The sequence below is a fragment of the Streptomyces hirsutus genome, from assembly GCF_001418415.1.
Taxonomy (GTDB): domain Bacteria; phylum Actinomycetota; class Actinomycetes; order Streptomycetales; family Streptomycetaceae; genus Streptomyces; species Streptomyces hirsutus.
In genome coordinates this window covers 1-15,227 of record NZ_LIQT01000494.1, presented here as the reverse complement: position 1 = coordinate 15,227, position 15,227 = coordinate 1, and the positions used below count along the sequence as shown (strand labels likewise).

At 73.3% G+C, this 15,227-nt stretch carries 15 protein-coding genes; 7 read left to right on the top strand and 8 right to left on the bottom strand.

Features of this window, described 5'->3' with window-relative positions:
• The first annotated feature begins 39 nt into the window (after positions 1 to 39).
• On the top strand, positions 40 to 897 hold the full coding sequence (locus tag AOK11_RS32250) for a PHP domain-containing protein (RefSeq protein ID WP_055597231.1): 858 nt from the start codon (positions 40 to 42) through the stop codon (positions 895 to 897).
• 181 nt (positions 898 to 1,078) lie between these two features.
• Positions 1,079 to 1,684, top strand: coding sequence for a MarC family protein (locus AOK11_RS32245; RefSeq protein WP_055597226.1), 606 nt, complete (start codon positions 1,079 to 1,081; stop codon positions 1,682 to 1,684).
• 157 nt (positions 1,685 to 1,841) lie between these two features.
• On the opposite strand, the gene AOK11_RS43630 is transcribed toward AOK11_RS32245, so the two are convergent.
• Positions 1,842 to 1,994 (bottom strand): hypothetical protein, encoded by a 153-nt coding sequence (locus AOK11_RS43630; RefSeq protein WP_095534322.1) that lies wholly within the window; start codon positions 1,992 to 1,994, stop codon positions 1,842 to 1,844.
• 237 nt (positions 1,995 to 2,231) lie between these two features.
• Between AOK11_RS43630 and AOK11_RS32240 the strand changes: the two genes are divergently transcribed.
• Entirely contained in the window at positions 2,232 to 3,125 is an 894-nt protein-coding gene (locus tag AOK11_RS32240) for an NYN domain-containing protein (protein WP_055597230.1), read from the top strand.
• Here AOK11_RS32240 and AOK11_RS32235 read toward each other — a convergent pair.
• Both AOK11_RS32235 and AOK11_RS32230 read right to left on the bottom strand, forming a co-directional pair.
• Complete coding sequence (locus tag AOK11_RS32235; RefSeq protein WP_079035225.1) at positions 3,122 to 4,096, bottom strand: alpha/beta fold hydrolase; 975 nt, start codon at positions 4,094 to 4,096, stop codon at positions 3,122 to 3,124. The genes AOK11_RS32240 and AOK11_RS32235 overlap by 4 nt on opposite strands.
• 121 nt (positions 4,097 to 4,217) lie before the next feature.
• A complete protein-coding gene (locus AOK11_RS32230; RefSeq protein ID WP_055597225.1) occupies positions 4,218 to 6,731 on the bottom strand; it encodes a DEAD/DEAH box helicase in 2,514 nt (837 codons plus the stop codon).
• Positions 6,732 to 7,207: 476 nt separating this feature from the next.
• On the opposite strand from AOK11_RS32230, the gene AOK11_RS32225 reads away from it, so the two are divergent.
• Positions 7,208 to 7,963 carry a ferritin-like fold-containing protein gene (locus tag AOK11_RS32225; RefSeq protein ID WP_055597224.1) on the top strand — a complete coding sequence of 252 codons (756 nt, stop codon included), beginning with the start codon at positions 7,208 to 7,210 and terminating at the stop codon, positions 7,961 to 7,963.
• A 52-nt stretch (positions 7,964 to 8,015) separates the two neighbouring features.
• On the opposite strand, the gene AOK11_RS32220 is transcribed toward AOK11_RS32225, so the two are convergent.
• The 4 genes from AOK11_RS32220 to AOK11_RS32205 all read right to left on the bottom strand — a co-directional run bounded on the left by AOK11_RS32220 (position 8,016) and on the right by AOK11_RS32205 (position 10,121).
• Positions 8,016 to 8,285, bottom strand: coding sequence for a hypothetical protein (locus AOK11_RS32220; RefSeq protein WP_055597223.1), 270 nt, complete (start codon positions 8,283 to 8,285; stop codon positions 8,016 to 8,018).
• A gap of 340 nt (positions 8,286 to 8,625) precedes the next feature.
• Positions 8,626 to 8,853, bottom strand: coding sequence for a DUF3107 domain-containing protein (locus AOK11_RS32215; protein ID WP_055597222.1), 228 nt, complete (start codon positions 8,851 to 8,853; stop codon positions 8,626 to 8,628).
• 174 nt (positions 8,854 to 9,027) lie between these two features.
• A complete protein-coding gene (locus tag AOK11_RS32210; protein WP_055597228.1) occupies positions 9,028 to 9,666 on the bottom strand; it encodes a TetR/AcrR family transcriptional regulator in 639 nt (212 codons plus the stop codon).
• Between the two features lie 227 nt (positions 9,667 to 9,893).
• Positions 9,894 to 10,121 carry a hypothetical protein gene (locus AOK11_RS32205; protein WP_055597221.1) on the bottom strand — a complete coding sequence of 76 codons (228 nt, stop codon included), beginning with the start codon at positions 10,119 to 10,121 and terminating at the stop codon, positions 9,894 to 9,896.
• A gap of 196 nt (positions 10,122 to 10,317) precedes the next feature.
• Here AOK11_RS32205 and AOK11_RS32200 point away from each other — a divergent pair, with 196 nt between their 5' ends.
• The 3 genes from AOK11_RS32200 to mycP are packed head-to-tail and all read left to right on the top strand — an operon-like array spanning position 10,318 to position 14,311.
• Positions 10,318 to 11,403, top strand: a complete 1,086-nt coding sequence (locus AOK11_RS32200; RefSeq protein ID WP_055597220.1) for an alpha/beta fold hydrolase — start codon at positions 10,318 to 10,320, stop codon at positions 11,401 to 11,403.
• Between the two features lie 8 nt (positions 11,404 to 11,411).
• Positions 11,412 to 13,139: a hypothetical protein gene (locus tag AOK11_RS45625; RefSeq protein ID WP_240497571.1), complete on the top strand. Its 1,728-nt coding sequence runs from the start codon at positions 11,412 to 11,414 to the stop codon at positions 13,137 to 13,139.
• Entirely contained in the window at positions 13,136 to 14,311 is a 1,176-nt protein-coding gene (gene mycP, locus AOK11_RS32190) for a type VII secretion-associated serine protease mycosin (RefSeq protein WP_055597219.1), read from the top strand. The genes AOK11_RS45625 and mycP overlap by 4 nt, the downstream gene beginning before the upstream one ends.
• Positions 14,312 to 14,432: 121 nt before the next feature.
• Here the strand turns inward: mycP and AOK11_RS32185 are convergent, their stop codons facing one another.
• Positions 14,433 to 15,224 carry a serine hydrolase gene (locus AOK11_RS32185; protein ID WP_079035226.1) on the bottom strand — a complete coding sequence of 264 codons (792 nt, stop codon included), beginning with the start codon at positions 15,222 to 15,224 and terminating at the stop codon, positions 14,433 to 14,435.
• Positions 15,225 to 15,227 lie beyond the last annotated feature (3 nt).

The following is a 15,227-nucleotide window of genomic DNA, read 5'->3' as shown; positions in this document are numbered from 1 at the left end:
GTCCCCCCGTCCCCCCGTCCCCGCTTGGAGCAACGCGTCGTGCGTATCGATCTGCACACCCACTCCACCGCGTCCGACGGTACGGACTCCCCGGCCGATCTGGTGCGCGCGGCCGCCGCCGCCGGCCTCGACGTCGTCGCGCTGACCGACCACGACACCACCCGCGGCCACGCCGAAGCCCTCGCCGCGCTTCCCCCGGGGCTCACGCTGGTGACCGGTGCCGAGCTCTCCTGCCGGTACGACGGCATCAGCATGCACATGCTGGCCTACCTCTTCGATCCCGGGGAACCGGCGCTGCTCGCCGAGCGCGAGCTGGTCCGGGACGACCGCGTACCGCGGGCCCAGGGCATGATCGCCAAGCTGAACGGCCTGGGGGTGCCCGTCACCTGGGAGCAGGTCGCCCGGATCGCCGGCGACGGCTCGGTGGGCCGCCCGCACATCGCCACGGCACTCGTCGAGCTGGGTGTGGTGGAGACGGTGAACGACGCCTTCACCCGGGAATGGCTGGCGGACGGCGGCCGGGCCCACATGACGAAGCACGAGACCGATCCCTTCGAAGCGCTCCGGCTGATCAAGGGCGCGGGCGGGGTGGCGGTGTTCGCCCACCCGGCCGCGAGCAAACGCGGCCGGACCGTGCCGGAGTCCGCCATCGCGGATCTGGCCGAGGCCGGTCTCGACGGCATCGAGGTCGACCACATGGACCACGACCCCGACACCCGGGCGCGGCTGCGGGGCCTCGCGAAGGAACTGGGGCTGCTCGTGACCGGGTCCAGCGACTACCACGGCAGCCGGAAGAGCTGCGTGCCCGGCGAGTACACCACGGATCCCGAGGTGTACGGCGAGATCACGCGTCGCGCGACCGGCGCGTTCCCGGTGCCGGGGGCCGGCGGGGCCTGAGTCGCCCGTACCTCCTGGGCCCGCCCCGCGCCGGGGCGGCGCCCGCTTTCCCCTTGGGCTCTTTCGTTGAGCACACCTGAGCGAGCACACCCGAGCGCGCGCCTTCCCGAGTGCCGCATGCTCACCGCTCCTCCTCACCCTTCACCCCTCCCCTCTCGTTTCGTTTCCCAGCAAGGCAGACATGTTCGACGTCGCCGTCTTCGGCTCCCTCTTCCTGACCCTCTTCGTCATCATGGATCCCCCAGGGATCACCCCGATCTTCCTGGCCCTGACCGCGGGCCGGCCCGCCAAGGTGCAACGGCGGATGGCCTTCCAGGCCGTCTGCGTGGCCGGCGGCGTGATCGTCCTGTTCGGGCTGATCGGGCAGCAGATCCTCGACTACCTGCATGTGTCCATGCCCGCGCTGATGATCGCGGGCGGACTGCTGCTCCTGCTGATCGCGCTCGACCTGCTCACCGGCAAGAACGACGAGCCCCAGCAGACCAAGGACGTCAACGTCGCTCTGGTCCCGCTCGGCATGCCGCTGCTGGCCGGGCCCGGCGCGATCGTGTCGGTCATCCTCGCGGTGCAGAAGGCCGACAGCACCCCGGCCCACGTGTCGGTGTGGGCGGCGATCCTCGCCATCCACGTGGTGCTGTGGCTGGTCATGCGGTACTCGCTGCTGATCATCCGGGTCATCAAGGACGGCGGGGTGGTCCTGGTGACGCGGCTCGCGGGCATGATGCTCTCCGCGATCGCCGTGCAGCAGATCATCAACGGGGTCACGCAGGTGATCCAGGGCAGCTGACCGTCCCGCCCTCGCTCGCCCCGTGTCACGCAGGACGCGGGGCGCAGGAAGAGGGTCGTGGGAAGCGGGGCCTGGGACGCACAAAGCCCCCGCACCCGTCGGGGTGGTACGGAGGCTTCGGAACAGGCGGTACAGGTACAGGACCCGGTGTTCTGCGTTATGAGGCCGGTGTGTCGGCCGGACGGATCCACAGGCGCTGCCCGATGGAGGCGGCCTGCTGCACGATGTGGTTGACGGAGGCGGCGTCCACGACGGTGGTGTCCACGGCGGTGCCGTCGACGTCGTCGAGTCGCATGATTTCGAAGCGCAAGGGCTTCTCCCTTCGTCTGGTCATCCTCCTGAAGGAGAACTGCTGGCTGGGTGGACACGAGCCGGACCGGCCCGTGTTTCATCAGTAAACAACGGTTTGCCCCTTGCAAACATTCCCTATGCTAAGGAAATTCTTTGATTGGCTAAATACTGACGGGTCGTCGACGGGCGAATGTTTCGAAGGAGACCGATCGGGACCGGTTGTGTTCGCACAGTGACCGCCGGGACAATGGAGACGATGAACGACGACCTGGCGGACCTGAACTCCCGTATCGACCGCACGAACGAGCTGCTCCAGCGCATGCTCGCCGAAGTGGCGAAGACGCCCTCCACGCACGCGATCTTCGTCGACGCGGGTTACCTGTACGCGGCGGCGGGGCGGCTGGTGGCCGGGACGGAGGACCGCCGGGCCTTCGACCTCGACGCCGAGGGACTCATCGACGCGCTCATCGACCGGGCCCGCACCATCTTCGCGGACAGCAGGCTGCTGCGCGTCTACTGGTACGACGGCGCCAGGCGCCGCATCCACACCGCCGAGCAGCAGACCATCGCAGAACTCCCCGACGTCAAGGTCCGCCTCGGCAACCTCAACGCCAACAACCAGCAGAAGGGCGTCGACTCCCTGATCCGCTCCGACCTGGAGTCACTGGCCCGGCACCGCGCCATCAGCGACGCCGCCCTGCTGGGCGGCGACGAGGACCTGGTCTCGGCGGTCGAGGCCGCCCAGGGGTACGGCGCCCGCGTCCACCTCTGGGGCATCGAGGCGCCCGAGGGCCGCAACCAGGCCGAGCCCCTGCTCTGGGAGGTCGACAGCCAGCGCACCTTCGACCTCGACTTCTTCAAGCCGTACGTCTCCCGGCGCACGGCACCCGGGTACGAGCCGACGGCAGACCGGCCCACCCGCGAGGACGTCCGCTTCGTCGGGGCGCAGATCGCCGCGAAGTGGCTCTCCGAACGCGGGCGGGACTCGCTGGTGGAACTGCTGCCCGGACATCCCTATCTGCCCGGCTCGGTCGACCAGGACCTGCTGGTGGAGGCCGAAGGCCTGCTGCAGTACTCCCTGCGCGGCCAGGCCGACCTGCGACGCGCCCTGCGCGACGGCTTCTGGGCCCACCTCCAGGCGCAGTACTAGGCGAGGGGGCGAGCGCCGGTGCCGACGGCCGTGCCGGTGGCGGTGCCGTTGTGGGGGGCCTGGAGACCGTCCCAGAAAGTGGCGAGGGCGTGCGCGGTGGGCTCGGGCCGTTCGACGGCGGGGGAGTGCTCGGCGCCGAAGACGACCGTGCGGTGCGCGTTCAGGCGTACGGCCATGGCGTCGAGATCCGGTACCGGCCAGGTGTCGTCGTGCGCACCCGACAGCACGTGGAACGGCAGCGGCACGGTGGCGAGTTCGTCGACCAGGTCCGGCTCTGCACACAACTGCCGCCCAGTAGCCAGTAGTTGAGCGGGGCTGGTGCTCAACCAGCGTCGGCGCAGATGCTCCTGGCCACCGAGCCCGCGCGCGGGCCCGCCGACCTCCTCCGGCGGCCCCAGGGCCAGGATCGCCTCCCAGCACTGCGCCATCGTCATCCGGGAGAGCGCGTCCCGCAGCAGCGTCACGCGCTGCTCCTGGGAGACGGAGATCCGGGCGGGGCCGGACGAGATCAGGGTGAGCGAACGAAAGGGGCCGTGGTCCTCTAGCACCGCCGCACGGGCGATCTGGCCGCCCAGCGAGTGCCCGACCAGATGCAGCGGTACGTCCGTGCCGAGCGCCTCCGCCTGCGCGAGCACGTCCCGCGCCAACTGCGCCCGCGCATAAGCGGACTCGTCGTCCACGGGCCCGTCCGACTCGTACTGTCCCCGCCCGTCCACGGCGACGCTGCGGTACCCGCGAGCGGCGAGCGGCCCGTGCACCAGTGTGAAGTCCTCCTTGCTCCCCGTGAACCCGGGCAGCGACAGCACGACCCCCTTCGGCTCGGCCCCCTCGGCCGGCGGCACGTCGACGACGGCGAACTCCCCACGGGAGGTGCGGAGTCGGTACGTCCGAGCGCCGGGCGGCGTCGCGCGGAGGAGAGAGGGGAAGGGGGAAGGAGCAGGAGGGGAAGCGGAGGCGGCGTCGCTGGTCACGGGGTGAGGGTAGCGGGCGCCGGTGCGCGGACGGGGTGCCGGGGGACGCCTGCCGGGGGACGCCGACGGCCCGGCCCCACAGATGGGGGACCGGGCCGTCGAACCGTGCCTCTGGTGCGGGTCAGGCCTCCGCGGACTCCGCGGGAGCCGTCGCCGCGGCCTTGCGGGTGCGGCGGACCCGGGGCTTCGCCTCGGCCGTCTCCGACGTGTCCTCGGATGCGGCCTGTGCCGGGATGCCGGCAGTGTCCGCGGTGGCCTTGCGGGTAGTACGGCGGCGGGGCTTGGCCTCGGCCACCTCGACAGCCTCGGCGGCCTCGGTGGTGTCGACGGCCTTGGCGGCCGCCGTCTTCCTGGTGCGCTTGGGCTTCACCTCGGCCACGGCGTCCACCGCGGCCTCCGGCTCCTGCACGGCGGTGGCCGCCTTGCGGGTGCGGCGCGGCTTGACCGCGGTGGCCTCGGCCGCGTCCACGGCCGTCTCCGCCTTGGCGGGAGCCTTGCGGGTGCGCCGGGGCTTGGCCGCCTCGGTCTCCGCCGGCTCGGCCTCGGAAGCGGCCTGTGCCGGGATACCGACGGCGGTCGCGGCGGCCTCGGCGGTCACGGTGGCCTTGCGGGTGCGGCGACGGGGCTTGGCCTCCGTGCCTTCGGCGGTGTCGAGCACGGCCTCGGCCTCGGCAGCCTCGGGGGCCTTGGCCACGCTCTTGCGGGCGCGGCGCGGCTTGGCGGGAGCCGGCTCCGGTGCGGATCCGGCGGTCACCTCGGCGGTGTCCACCACCGCCTCGGCAGCCGAAGGCGCGGTCGCGGCCACGGACTTGCGGGTCCGGCGGCGACGCGGCTCGACGGGGGCCTCGGGCTCCCCGCTCTCCGGGGCCGTCCCGGTCACGGCGGTGCTCTCGGCCGACGGGGCGACGGCGACCGCCACCGCCGCGTCGGCCTCGACCGGCGAACCGGCCGGGGCCGCGGTGTCGACGGCTGCCGTCTCCGCGGACCTGCGGGAACGGCGGCGGCGCGGCTTCGACGGGGTCTCGAGGCTCTCCGGGTGCTCCACAGCGTCCCCGGACGTGCCCTCCACCGTCGCGACAGCGGCCTCGGCGGACTCCACGGGCCCGGTGGACTCGACAGGTCCGGTGGACTCGACCGCGGTCACCGGGGAGGTCGTGGCCTCGGCCGGGGCTCCGCCGCGCATACGGCGACGGCGACGCGGGGTGCGGGAAGCCGTACCGGCCTCCGCCTCACCGGTGTCCTCGACGGGCAGGGCCGTCGGCTGCTGCGCCGAGTCGCTCAGCGGCGTACCGCCCCGCGTACGGCGACGGCGGCGCGGCGTGCGGGCCGGACGCTCGTGGTCGGCGGACCGGGAGTCGCCCCGGTGGTCGGCCCGCTCACCCCGGTCGGTCCGGTCGGCCCGCTCGTTGCGGCCACCGCGTCCGCGCGGGCCGCCACGGCCGCCCGGCTCGCCCAGGTCCTCCAGCTCCTCCGCGTCGAGCCCGGCGCGGGTGCGCTCCGAGCGCGGCAGGACACCCTTCGTGCCCTCGGGGATGCCGAGGTCGGCGAACAGGTGCGGGGAGGTGGAGTACGTCTCCGGCGGGTCGCCGAAGCCCAGGTCCAGCGCCTTGTTGATCAGCTGCCAGCGGGGGATGTCGTCCCAGTCGACCAGCGTGATCGCCGTACCCTTCGCTCCCGCGCGGCCGGTACGGCCGATGCGGTGCAGGTACGTCTTCTCGTCCTCGGGGGACTGGTAGTTGATGACGTGCGTGACACCCTCGACGTCGATGCCGCGGGCGGCGACGTCGGTGCAGACGAGCACGTCCACCTTGCCGTTGCGGAAGGCGCGCAGCGCCTGCTCGCGGGCGCCCTGGCCGAGGTCGCCGTGGACCGCGCCGGAGGCGAAGCCGCGCTGCTTGAGCTGGTCGGCGAGGTCGGCGGCGGTGCGCTTGGTGCGGCAGAAGACCATGACCAGGCCCCGGCCGTCCGCCTGGAGTATCCGCGAGACCAGCTCGGGCTTGTCCATGTTGTGCGCGCGGTAGATGAACTGCGTGGTGTTCGCGACGGTCGCGCCCTCGTCGTCCGGCGCGGTGGCGCGGATGTGCGTGGGCTGCGACATGTAGCGGCGGGCCAGCCCGATGACCGCGCCCGGCATCGTCGCCGAGAACAGCATGGTCTGACGGCGGGCCGGAAGCAGGTTGATGATCTTCTCGACGTCGGGCAGGAAGCCCAGGTCGAGCATTTCGTCGGCCTCGTCGAGGACGAGGGCCTTGACGTCCTTCAGGTTCAGCTTCTTCTGCCCGGCCAGGTCGAGCAGCCGGCCCGGGGTGCCGACGATCACGTCGACGCCCTTCTTCAGGGCCTCGACCTGCGGCTCGTAGGCCCGTCCGCCGTAGATCGCGGTGACGCGGACGTTGCGCACCTTGCCGGCGGTCAGCAGGTCGTTGGTGACCTGCGTGCACAGCTCGCGGGTGGGGACCACGACGAGCGCCTGCGGCGTGTCGGTGAGGTCCTCGGGCTTCGCGCGGCCCGCCTCCACGTCCGCGGGGACGGTCACGCGCTCGAGGAGCGGAAGGCCGAAGCCCAGCGTCTTGCCGGTACCGGTCTTGGCCTGGCCGATGACGTCCGTACCCGTCAGGGCCACGGGGAGCGTCATCTCCTGGATGGGGAAGGGAGTGATGATGCCGACGGCTTCCAGGGCCTCGGCGGTCTCGGGGAGAATCCCGAGCTCTCGGAACGTAGTCAGGGTGCTGCCTCTTCTGTGTGCGCGGTGCGAGGCGAGCGCGGGGGGTCGTCTATGGACCGTGCCGGGGACGTCGGCTGCCTTACGGGGATGCCGTAGGGCACGGGACCACTGCCGACGCTCTAGCGCTCGTACCGCTGAGGGTCCCTCCGATCGTCGTACGCAATGTGCCGTACGGTCAGGGAGAGCGGTCGGGGCGGAGCCGATCGGGCCTCCGACCGGGCATCCTCATACATGCGCCCTGCCGACTACGTCAGAGTATTCGGCGGGCGCATTACCACCATACCCCGGATTCGCGCACACGCCATGGCCGATTTGGCCACGTAGTCGTCGTCACACGTGTTGACCAGCGCCTTACAGCCCGCGACGAGCGGGCTATTGTGCGGATTATGACGAGCTCTGACAAGCCTGACCGCGCCGGGGACACCCCCGACACCTCTGCCGCGCCGACCGGCGTCGCCGCCATGGACTGGGCGGCAGCCTCCGCCGATCCGCAGTACCGCGCGGCCATCGTGGACCTGCTCGGCGCGCTCGCGTACGGGGAGCTGGCGGCGTTCGAGCGGCTCGCGGACGACGCCAAGCTGGCCCCCACGCTGGATGACAAGGCGGAGCTGGCGAAGATGGCGTCGGCCGAGTTCCACCACTTCGAGCGGCTGCGCGACCGCCTGGCCGGGATCGGCGAGGAGCCGACCGTCGCGATGGAGCCGTTCGTGGCCGCGTACGAGGGCTTCCACAAGCAGACCGCGCCCTCCGACTGGCTCGAGGGACTCGTCAAGGCCTACGTCGGCGACTCGATCGCCAGCGACTTCTACCGGGAGGTCGCGGTCCGGCTGGACTCCGACACCCGCGCGCTGGTGCTGACCGTGCTCGACGACACCGGACACGGCGGGTTCGCCGTGGAGAAGGTGCGCGCGGCGATCGACGCGGACCCGCGGGTGGGCGGACGGCTCGCCCTGTGGGCGCGTCGGCTGATGGGTGAGGCGCTGTCCCAGTCGCAGCGGGTGGTGGCCGACCGGGACGCGCTGTCGACGATGCTCGTCGGCGGAGTCGCGGACGGCTTCGACCTCGCCGAGGTCGGCCGGATGTTCTCCCGGATCACGGAGGCCCACACCAAGCGGATGGCGGCCCTGGGCCTGGCGGCCTGAGAGCCGCCGGGCTCCGCCCGTTTCCGCCCCTCCGTCGGGTGCCGGTGGCCGGTCAGGCGGTCGCCGACCGGCCTCGGAGTCTGCCCGCGGGACGCAGGAGCAGCGACAACGACGCCACGGAGAGGATCGCCGCGCCGGACAGGGTCGTGAGCAGGTTGCCCGCGTCCAGCGCGCTGTGCGTGAGGAACGCGCCCAACAGTGCCCCGGCCGCACCGGTCGACAGGACCAGGGCGCGGGCGGGGAGGCGGTGCGGCAGGCGGCGCGTGGCCGCCCATGCCAGAGCCAGGCCGAGCATCACTGAACTGAGCGCTTCCAAGAGCATGTCGGGGTCCCTCCCACATGGCCGGTCTGCTCGCATCGGTCGTAGCCCGTCCTACCCCTGACCTGCGGAGTCCAATCCTCCCCTGGAGGGGCCTATGTCCCGTCCGTGCGGGTGGAGACGGTGGCGCGCGGCAGCGGAAACGGCCGAGGGCGCAGGGGGAGGACAGGGAGAGAAACCGAACGGAGCAGAGGCGGAGGCCGCGCGGAGGCGCCGGCCGGAGGAGGGCGGAGAGCCGGAGCGGCGGAGCGTGGGAACGATGGGGAGGCGGAGCGACGGAGAGCGTGGAGCGGGGACACGGAAGGGCCCGGCGCCGGGCCCTTCCGTGTCTGCCGGTCGTCGCCTACAGCGCGCCGAAGCCCACCTTGCGCGGGGCCGGCTCGCCGATCTCGACGTACGCGAGACGGTCGGCCGGGACCAGGATCTTGCGACCGTGTTCGTCCACGAGACTCAGCAGCTGAGACTTCCCGGCCAGCGCATCGGCCACCAAGCGCTCGACCTCCTCGGCGCTCTGACCGCTCTCCAGAACGATCTCGCGGGGCGCGTGCTGCACGCCGATCTTGACCTCCACGGCTATGTCCCTCCGACGGTCAGTGAAGTGCGCGGCCTTCCGCGCCGTACTCAGCACACATTAGCCCGGTGCGGGGACCCGCACGCTCAGCCCCCACAACGCCAGGAGCGAACAGCCGACGGGAACACAAGGCGGCCCCCGCCGGCTCGCACGCGCCGTCCGGCGCTGTCGGAACTACTGCTCGCTGCCGTGCAGCGGGAATCCGGCGATGCCCCGCCAGGCCAGCGAGGTCAGCAGTTGGACCGCCTGGTCGCGCGGCACACTGCGGTCGCTGTGCAGCCAGGACCGCGCGACGACCTGGGCCAGACCGCCCAGCCCCGAGGCGAGCAGCATCGATTCCTGGCGGGACAGCCCGGTGTCCTCGGCGATGACGTCGCAGATCGCCTCGGCGCAGTCGTTGGTGACCCGGTCCACGCGCTCGCGCACGGCGGGCTCGTTCGTCAGGTCCGACTCGAAGACCAGGCGGAAGGCGCCGCCGTCGTCCTCGACGTACGCGAAGTAGGCGTCCATGGTCGCCCGTACGCGCTGCTTGTTGTCGTGCGTCGACGCGAGCGCGTGGCGCACCGACTGGATCAGCGATTCGCAGTGCTGGTCCAGCAGCGCCAGATAAAGGTCGAGCTTGCCCGGGAAGTGCTGGTAGAGCACCGGCTTGCTGACACCCGCACGCTCGGCGATGTCGTCCATCGCCGCCGCGTGGTAACCCTGCGCGACGAACACTTCCTGGGCGGCGCCCAGGAGCTGGTTCCGTCGGGCACGGCGCGGCAGGCGTGTACCCCTCGGGCGCACGGTCCCTGTCTGCTCGATGGCTGTCACGCCGCCTCCCATTGTCGTCCACGTGCGGTGTGAGCCGCGCCGTCATCGTACTTTTCGGTAACCGTGCTGTGCGCGGTGAGAGCGCAGAATTTCACGGACCGGACGACGCCGAAAGGCGTACGGACGGTTTCAAAAGCTGCCAGACAGGGCAAAGTGAAGCCTCGCTTCCACATGTGTCTTTCCCGTGAAGGTGCCCTTCGGTGGCCTCCCCGGCCCTCTCGTCGCCGTTACCGGTAGTCGTCCTCGTCGAGGGAGACGATCCTGGCCTGCTCGGCGAGGTCCGCCTCATTGGCCCGGTCGGCGTCCGCGCCGGTCAGCGGGTCGTCGCGGTCCGGGGTGAGCTCCGCGAGCTGTTCGGCCGCATCGGCCTCCGGCGCCTCGACGCCGTACTCCAGGCCTTCGTCGGCGTCGTTTCTTTCCTCGAACGTCTCGGGATCGGTGGGGTCTATGGCCATGGCTGGGCTCCCTTCCTACGAACGTCCCCGGAGCATGCGGGGGCCACATACGGGTGCCCTGGGTACGAGCCTAGGAGACACCCGATCCGGGCGCTATGCGATCCGCGGCCGGGATGTGCCGCGGCGCGCACGCGCCGGGCCGGCCTGTGACCGCGGACACAGGAGTCCCGGCGTGATCGTCTCGTAACATTGCCGCATGTCTTCGACCGACCTGCCGCCCGTGCCGCCGCCCGTGCCGCCCGCGACCGTGCTTCCCGAGGCGGCCGCCGTGAGGGTCGCCGAGGGCGAGCGTCTCAGGTCGGTCGAGCTCCCGGGCGTCACCCTGTCCGTGCGGTCGAGGCCACCCGCGCGCGAAGGGCTGCCGCCCGCACTCCACATCCACGGGCTCGGGGGATCGTCGCAGAACTGGTCGTCGCTGATGGCCTTCCTGGAGGACGTCGTCCACAGCGAGGCCGTCGACCTTCCGGGCTTCGGCGACTCGCCGCCCCCGGACGACGGCAACTACTCGATCTCGGCGCACGCACGCGCGGTGATCCGTTATCTCGACACCGCCGGGCGCGGTCCCGTGCACCTCTTCGGCAATTCTCTCGGCGGCGCGGTCGCCACCCGCGTCGCCGCCGTACGTCCCGACCTCGTCCGCACGCTCACGCTCGTGTCACCGGCCCTCCCCGAGCTGCGCGTGCAGCGCACCGCCGTGCCGACGGGACTGCTGGCGCTGCCCGGGGTGGCACAGCTGTTCACCCGGATCAGCCGGGGCTGGACGGCGGAACAGCGCGTCCGGGGTGTCGTGGCGCTCTGCTACGGGGACCCCGGGCAGGTGTCGCCGGAGGCGTTCCGCCACGCCGTGCAGGAGATGGAACGGCGGTTGCGGCTGCCGTACTTCTGGGACGCCATGGCACGCTCCGCGCGGGGACTCGTCAACGCGTACACCCTCGGCGGCCAGCACGGGCTGTGGCGTCAGGCCGAGCGGGTGCTCGCGCCGACCCTGCTGCTGTACGGCGGCCGGGACCAGCTCGTCGGCTTCCGGATGGCCGGGCGCGCGGCCCGCGCGTTCCGCGACTCCAGATTGGTCACCCTGCCCGACGCGGGCCATGTGGCGATGATGGAATACCCCGGGGCGGTGGCTGCCGCGTTCCGTGAACTCCTCTTGGATACAACGGATTCGGCCGAGAAGGGGGATACTTTGGAGCTGGGCGCGAAGGGCGCTCCGGGTTCGGCCGCCGGTATCGCCGCGGACGAGGCCGCCGACGGCGGGGCCACCGCCGAGAGCCTGAGGGGCTGAGGCGCGACGTGGGACGCCACAGCCGGCGTGGACCCGCACCCAAGGGCGACGCCCGCCCGGCGCGGGGGACGACGCCCCCTGAGCAGGGGGCGACCTCCGGCGGAACCGGCGCGTTCGACGTGCGCCGGCCGGCCGCGGCGCCGTCCGCCGACCCGGGCCGCGCGGAGGGCGGTACGGGAGGCACGCCCGTACCCGCTCCCTCCTCCCCGGTGTCCGCCTCCTCGACCTCGTCCCCGGCGTCTTCGCCGTCCCGGCCCCGCTTTCCGAGTTTCGGCGCCGGCGGGCAGGGCGGACCGGCGGGTACGGGCAGCACTCCGCCGCCCCCGCCGAGGGCGTCCGCCCGCTTCCCGGACACCCCGCCGACCGCGGGCCGCGGGGCACCGTCCCCGGGCACCCCGCCGCACGGCTCGGCCACCGTGCCACCGCAGCCCACGCACGGCCCCCTCCGCGCCGGACAGCAACGGCCCGCCGAGCAGCGCCCCACCGCAGGCCGCACGGACGCCCGCCGCACCGGCGCGCGCCCCGAGACCCCGTCGGAGACGACGACCCGCCTGCGCCCGGTCTCCGTCCAGGCGTCCGCACCGCCCCGGCCGGCCGTGCCGCCGCACCCCGCCACGCCGTCCGGACCGGAGCGGGACAACACGATGTCCCCGGGCCCGCGGCCCGGCACCGACGGGTCGCACGGCCCCGGGCACCCGGCCTCCGCGCCGCCACCCCCGGTCGGGCCGCCCCGGCCGACCGGACCGGCGCCGCGTCCCGCGCGGGACGACGCGTGGGTCCCGGCCTCGCGTCCGGGCGCCGACGAACCGTACGGCGCCGGGCGGGCCACAGCCGCGCACTCCGGTCCGGGCAACCCCGACCCCGCGTTCTCCTGGAGCGCTCCCATGGCACCCGGCGGTGCCTCCGGCTCCGGCCGGCCGGTCGTGACGTTCGGGCAGCCCGAGGGGTACGACGAGAACGCCCGGCCGCACCCGCTCGGCCGGCGGGGCCGCTCCCAGGTCGCGGCCGCCGCGGTCTGCCTCGTCCTCGGCGTGGGACTGATCGGCGGTGCCGTCGCCGGGAGCTGGCTCGCCGGGGACTCCGGCGAGAAGGGGGCCGACAGCGCCTTCACCGCCGCCGGAGGCATGTGGCACGACGTCCCCGTCGACGAGCTGTTCCCGCCCACCATGCAGGGCAAAGGCGCCGGCCCCGGCGACGCCGACCGCGTCTGGACCCGGATAGCCGTGGCCCCGGACAGCGACTGCGAGGACGCCTTCGACCCGCTGCTGCGCAAGCTGCTCGCCCCCCTGGGCTGCGAGCGCCTGCTGCGCGCCACCTACACCGACGCCACCCAGAGCCACGTCACCACCGTCGGCCTGCTGTTCACCCGGGCCGACGCCGCCGGCATGACCTCCCTCGCCGGCCGCTTCGACAAGGAACGCCTGGACCGCCGCACCGACCTGATACCCCGTCCGTACGCGGCGAAGGGCACCGCGGCCGCCGGCTTCGGCGCCGGGCAGCGTGCCGCCTGGACGATCTCCGTCCTCACCGACGCCCCCGTCGTCGTCTACGCCGTGTCCGGCTGGGCCGACGGCCGCGGCGTCGAGACCCCGCTGCCCGCCGAGGACGCCATGGAGTCCGGCGCCACCACCGCCCCCGCCCAGGCGGGCCTCGGCCACGAGGCGAAAGGCCTTGCCGACCGGGTCGAACGCGGCCTGCGCAAGAACGTCGGTACGACCACGGAGCAGCCGTCATGAGGCCCGCGACCGCCCGATCCGCCACCCTGAGCGTCCTGCTGGCCGCCGGCCTCGCCCTGCTCCCCGCCACCGCCGCCCATGCGGACAGCATCCGCGACCAGCAGTGGGGCCTGGACGCCCTGCACACCCAGGAGGTCTGGCGCACCACACAGGGCGCGGGCGTCACCGTCGCCGTCCTGGACACCGGGGTCGACGCCGAGCACCCCGACCTCGCCGGCAACGTCCTGGCCGGAAAGGACCTGGTCGGCTTCGGAGCCACAACCGGAGACCGCCCCTGGGCCCGGCACGGCACCGCCATGGCCGGCATCATCGCGGGTCACGGACACGGCGTCGGGAACGGCGAAGGCGTCCTGGGCATCGCGCCCGAGGCGAAGATCCTCCCCGTCCGCGTGATCCTGGAGGACGGCGACCCCTCCCGCGCCAAGGCCCGCAGCACCCGCGGCAACGCCCTCGCCGAAGGCATCCGCTGGGCCGCCGACCACGGCGCCGACGTCATCAACCTCTCCCTCGGCGACGACTCCGCCTCCGCGCACCCCGAGTCCGGCGAGGACGAGGCCATCCAGTACGCCCTCCGCAAGGGCGTGGCCGTCGTCGCCTCCGCAGGCAACGGCGGCGAGAAGGGCGACCGCGTCTCCTACCCGGCCGCCTACCCGGGTGTCATCGCCGTCACCGCCGTCGACCGCTACGGCACCCGCGCCCCGTTCTCCACCCGGCGCTGGTACGCCACGGTCAGCGCCCCGGGGGTCGACGTGATCATCGCCGACCCCGACCGCAAGTACTACGAGGGCTGGGGCACCAGCGCCGCCGCCGCGTTCGTCTCCGGCGCCGTCGCCCTGATCAAGGCGGCCCACCCCGGGCTGACCCCGGCCCAGCTCAAGAATCTCCTGGAGGACACCGCCCGCAACGCCCCCGCCGACGGCCGCGACGACTCCCGCGGTTTCGGCTTCGTCGACCCGGCCGCCGCCATCGAGGCCGCCGCCCGGCTGAAGCCCGAGGGCCTGAAGTCGGCGGCCTACGGCGAGCAGTACTTCGGCCCCGGCCCGGACACCGCCGAGTCCGACACGGAGACCGCCGACTGGGCCGCCCCCCTCGCAGGCGGTGCGGGCGGCGTCCTCCTGGTCGCCACGATCGTCCTGTGGCGCGGCCGCCGGTCTGCCCACGAGGACGCCTAGGGGCTTCCGTTCGGACCGGCAGGATCAGGGAGCCGGGTCCGGTGCCGTGCGGCGGGGCACACCGGGGCCCCCGCGTGCCGGGGTGATGCCCCCTCACCCGGCTTCCCTCCCGTTCGACCCGTCAGCCCGGACGGGCGCCGTCGGCTTCGCCCGACGCGGTGAGCCGCCGGCCCGGCTCCGGACGCCGCCGGGCGTCTCCCGTGAACGCCGATACCGCCGCCCGTGCCGCCGCCTCCACCAGTGCCACGCCCCGGCCCATCGTCGGGCTGCCGTCGGACAGCGCGGCCACCAGGAGGTCCCGGCCCTCGACCGTGACGCGGCCGACGCTGTTCACGACCCAGAGCCCGGTCGCGTCGCGCGGCACCCAGCCGTTCTTCACCGCCCACGCCGCGCCGCCCGGCGGCAACGCGTCCGCCACCACCGGCACCCCCCACGCCTGCTCCGGGACCACCCGCTCCATCAGCTCCCGCACGTACGCCCGCGAGGCGGGGGGCAGCCTCGAGTCCGCCGGTGCCCCGAACACCTGGCGGAGCAGCAGAAGCTGGTCGGCGACCGTGGTCCGGGTCAGCCCCCACCGGGGGCCGTCGCCGCACTCGGTGGCGGTCAGGCCCAAGCGGGCGTGTGCCGCGTCGAGGCCGGCCGACCGTCCGATCGAGCGCCACAGCGCGGACGCCGCGTCGTTGTCGCTGCGCTCGATCATCGCCGCGGCGTACGACCGCTCCTCACCGGTGAGCGCCCGTCCCGCGTCCTGCGCCTCCAGCAGCAGCGTCACCAGGATGCCGACCTTCACGACGCTCGCCGTGACGAACGCCCGGTCACCGTGGCGGACGCCCACCCCCGACACCGGGTCCAGCACCCCCACCGACACCTCGGCGCCGTCCGGCACGGCCACCGCCGCCATCGCCGCCGCCATCGC